Source organism: Amaricoccus sp. (assembly GCF_036846665.1).
Taxonomy (GTDB): domain Bacteria; phylum Pseudomonadota; class Alphaproteobacteria; order Rhodobacterales; family Rhodobacteraceae; genus Amaricoccus.
The window spans coordinates 1-3768 of the sequence record NZ_DAIUBO010000316.1; the positions used below are offsets into that span (position 1 = coordinate 1).

Sequence of the window (3768 nt, forward strand, 5' to 3'; positions counted from 1 at the left end):
AGGTCGGCGAGCCGGGCGAGCGGCACAAGGAGAGCTTTCGCACCGCCGGTGCGGCCGCCGCCGCGGGGGGCGTCACCACGATGGTGACGCGGCCCGACACCCTGCCCGCGATCGACACGCCCGAGGCGCTCGAATTCCAGCAGCGCCGGGCGGTGGGGACGAGCCCGGTCAACGTGCTGCCGATGGCGGCGCTGACCAAGGATCGCGACGGCCGGGAGATGACCGAGATCGGGTTCCTGATGGACGCGGGCGCGGTGGCCTTCACCGACACGCGCGCCGTGGCGGACGCCCGGGTGTTCCAGCGCTGCCTCGCCTATGCCGCCGGGCTCGGGGCGCTGGTGGTCGGGCATCCGCAGGAGCCGCGGCTGAGCGCCGGCGCCTGCGTGACCACCGGCCTCTACGCCAGCATGCTCGGGCTGCCGGACGTGCCGCCGGTGGCCGAGCGCATCGGGCTCGAGCGGGACCTGGCGCTCGCCGAGGTCACCGGCGCGCGCTACCACGCCGACCAGATCTCGGCCGCCGCGGCGCTGCCGGCGCTGGCGCGGGCGAAGCGCGCGGGGCTTCGGGTGACGGCCGGGGTCTCGATCCACCACCTGACCCTCAACGAGCTCGACATCGGGGATTACCGGACCTTCTTCAAGCTCACGCCGCCGCTGCGCTCGGAGGACGACCGGGTGGCGATGGTCGAGGCCCTCGCCGAGGGGCTGATCGACGTGGTGGGCTCCTTCCACACGCCCCAGGACGAGGAGGAGAAGCGCCTGCCCTTCGAGGAGGCGGCCTCCGGCGCGGTCGGGCTCGAGACCCTGCTGCCGGCGGCGATGCAGCTCCACCACGGCGGCCACCTCACGCTCCCCGCGCTCTGGCGGGCGCTCGCGCTCAATCCCGCGCGGCTGCTCGGCCTCGATGCGGGCCGCCTCGCCCCCGGCGCCCCGGCCGATCTCGTGCTCTTCGACCCCGACACGCCCTTCGTGCTCGACCGCGCGACCCTGCGCTCGAAGTCCAAGAACACGCCCTACGACCTGCGCCGCCTGCAGGGCCGCGTGCTGGCCACCTGGGTCGGCGGCCGCGAGGTCCATTCGAGGGAGGCGCCCTGATGCTCGTCGCGACATTCCTACTCGCCTATCTGCTCGGCTCGATCCCCTTCGGCCTGGTGATCACCCGCGGGCTGGGCTTGGGCGACCTGCGCGCCATCGGCTCGGGCAACATCGGCGCCACCAACGTGCTCAGGACCGGCAACAAGGGCGCCGCCGCGGCGACGCTGCTGCTCGATGCCGGCAAGGGTGCCGCCGCGGTGCTGCTCGCGCGGCATTTCGCCGGCGAGACGGCGGCGATGGTGGCCGGGCTCGGCGCCTTCCTCGGCCATCTCTTTCCGGTCTGGCTGCGCTTCAAGGGCGGCAAGGGGGTCGCGACCTATCTCGGCATCATGCTGGCGCTCGCCTGGCCGGTGGGCCTCGCCGCCTGCGGCACCTGGCTCGCGACGGCGCTGGTGCTGCGCTATTCCTCGCTGGCCGCGCTCGTCGCCACCGCCGCGGTCCCGTTCTGGCTCGCCCTGCTCGGACCCGGCGCGGCGATCCCGCTCGCCATCGCCCTCGCGGCCCTGGTCTGGCTGCGCCACCGCGCGAACATCGCCCGGCTGCGCAGCGGATCGGAGCCGAAGATCGGCGGCAGGTCCTGAGGGCGGTTGACGCCGGCCTGCGATCTGCAACCTTGGCGCCCAGGCCGGGGGCAGGCGCTTGGACATCGACCAGACACTCATTCTCGCGATCCTCGCCGGCACCGTCGCGCTCTTCGCCTGGGGCCGCTGGCGCCACGACGTGGTGGCGCTCGCCGCCCTGATCGCCAGCGTGCTCGCGGGCCTCGTGCCGAGCGACGCCGCCTTCGCCGGCTTCGGCCATCCGGCGGTGATCACCGTCGCGGGGGTGCTGGTGCTCAGCCGCGGGTTGCAGAGCTCGGGCGCGGTCGACGTGCTGGCGCGCCGGGTGCTGCCTTCGGAGGCGACGCCGGCGACCAGCATCGCCATCCTCACCGCGCTCGCGGCGGGGCTTTCTGCCTTCATGAACAACGTGGGCGCGCTCGCGCTGCTCATGCCCGTGGCGATCCAGGCCTCGGCGCGGCAGGACCTGCCGCCGGGACAGCTGCTCATGCCGCTCGCCTTCGGCTCGATCCTCGGCGGCATGACCACGCTGATCGGCACGCCGCCGAACCTCATCGTCTCCGGCTACCGCCGCGACACGCTCGGCGCGGGCTACGGCATGTTCGACTTCACGCCGGTCGGGCTCGCCATCGCGCTCGCCGGCATCGCCTTCATCGCCCTCGTCGGCTGGCGGCTGGTGCCGGCGCGCAAGCGGGCCGGCACCGAGGGCTTCGATTCGGGCGCCTATCTGACCGAGGCCCGGGTTCCCGAGGGCGCCAAGGCGGTGGGCATGTCGGTGCGCGCGGTCGAGGATGCGGTGCGCGACGCCAATGTGCAGGTGCTGGGCATCGTGCGCCGGGAGGTCCGCCTTCGCGCCCCGCGCCCGGATCTCGCGATCCGGGAAGGCGACATCCTGGTGCTCGTGGCGGAACCCGACGGGCTCTCGGACGCGCTCGGCACGCTCGGCCTCGGGCTGGCCGAAGCCATCGCGGCCCCCGAGAAGCCCCAGGACGAGGAGCCGTCCGCCGACGGCGGCAAGGGCGCCGACCCCGCCCGGCGAGCCGCCGACGCGCCCGAAGCCAAGGAAAAGCCGGACAGGTCCGGCGGCGAGGACGAGGACATCCGGCTGCTCGAATTCGTGGTCGCCCCGAATGCCGCGATCATCGGCCGCACCGCCCAGGGCGTCAACCTGCGGCTGCGCTACCACGTCAACCTGCTCGCGATCTCCCATGAGGGAACGCGCCGGGTCGGCCGGCTGCGCACCACGCCGATCGAAGCGGGCGACGTCCTGCTGCTCCAGGGCCCGGCCGAGGCGGCGGCCGAATTTGCCGCCGATTTCGGCTGTCTGCCGCTGGCGACGCGGGACCTGCGCCTGCCGGACCGCCGGCTGGCGCTGCTGGCCTCCGGCATCCTGCTCGCGGCGGTCGCTGCGGCGGCGAGCGGCGCGGTTTCCGCACCCGTCGCCTTCATGGCCGGGGTGCTGGCGGCGATGGTGACCCGGGTGGTGCCGCCGCGGGAGGCCTATGAGGCGATCGACTGGTCGGTGATCGTGCTGCTGGCCTGCCTGCTGCCCGTCGCCGGCGCCATGCTCACCACCGGCGCGGCGGAGGTCGTCGCGCGCTTCCTCGTCGAGAACGTCGCCCGGAGCGCGCCGGTCCCGGCCCTGGTGCTGGTGCTGCTGGTGACGATGACGCTCTCGGACGTGATGAACAACGCCGCCACCGTGGCGGTGATGGCGCCGATCGCCTATGGCGCGGCGCGCGCGCTCGAGGTCAATCCGGACGCCTTCTTCATGGCCGTGGCGATCGGCGGCTCCTGCGCCTTCCTCACGCCGATCGGCCACCAGAACAACACGCTGATCCTCGGCCCCGGCGGCTTCCGCTTCGGCGATTACTGGCGGCTCGGCCTGCCGATCGAGATCCTCGTCACGCTCGTCGGCATCCCGATGATCCTGCTGGTCTGGGGGCTCTGATACCAGCGGCCCTTCCGATTGACCGATCCTGAGGCTGACCCTCCGGGCAGGGGTGTGCGGGCCGCAGAGCGAGGGGGGTGCAGTTTCACCACCGGTCGGGGATCGGGGCGCGTCGGCCCTGGACGGTGCGCTTGCGCGCCGGCCCCCGGCAGGGCCGGCGCGG

Annotated in this window: 3 protein-coding genes; all 3 read left to right on the plus strand. The window is 73.8% G+C overall.

All coding sequences use genetic code 11. The annotated features are described in order from the left end of the window. The coding region (gene pyrC, locus V7050_RS19440; RefSeq protein WP_324411071.1) for a dihydroorotase at positions 1 to 1094 on the plus strand (1094 nt) is incomplete at its 5' end. Then, positions 1094 to 1675 (plus strand): glycerol-3-phosphate 1-O-acyltransferase PlsY, encoded by a 582-nt coding sequence (gene plsY, locus V7050_RS19445; RefSeq protein ID WP_324370367.1) that lies wholly within the window; start codon positions 1094 to 1096, stop codon positions 1673 to 1675. The genes pyrC and plsY, both read left to right, overlap by 1 nt. Positions 1676 to 1733: 58 nt before the next feature. Continuing rightward, positions 1734 to 3605, plus strand: a complete 1872-nt coding sequence (locus tag V7050_RS19450) for an SLC13 family permease (protein WP_324370365.1) — start codon at positions 1734 to 1736, stop codon at positions 3603 to 3605. Positions 3606 to 3768: the final 163 nt, after the last annotated feature.

Bases quoted from the DNA above. Each gene is read 5' to 3' on its own strand.
- plsY (WP_324370367.1), top strand. From the start codon at position 1,094: ATGCTCGTCGCGACATTCCTACTCGCCTATCTGCTCGGCTCGATCCCC.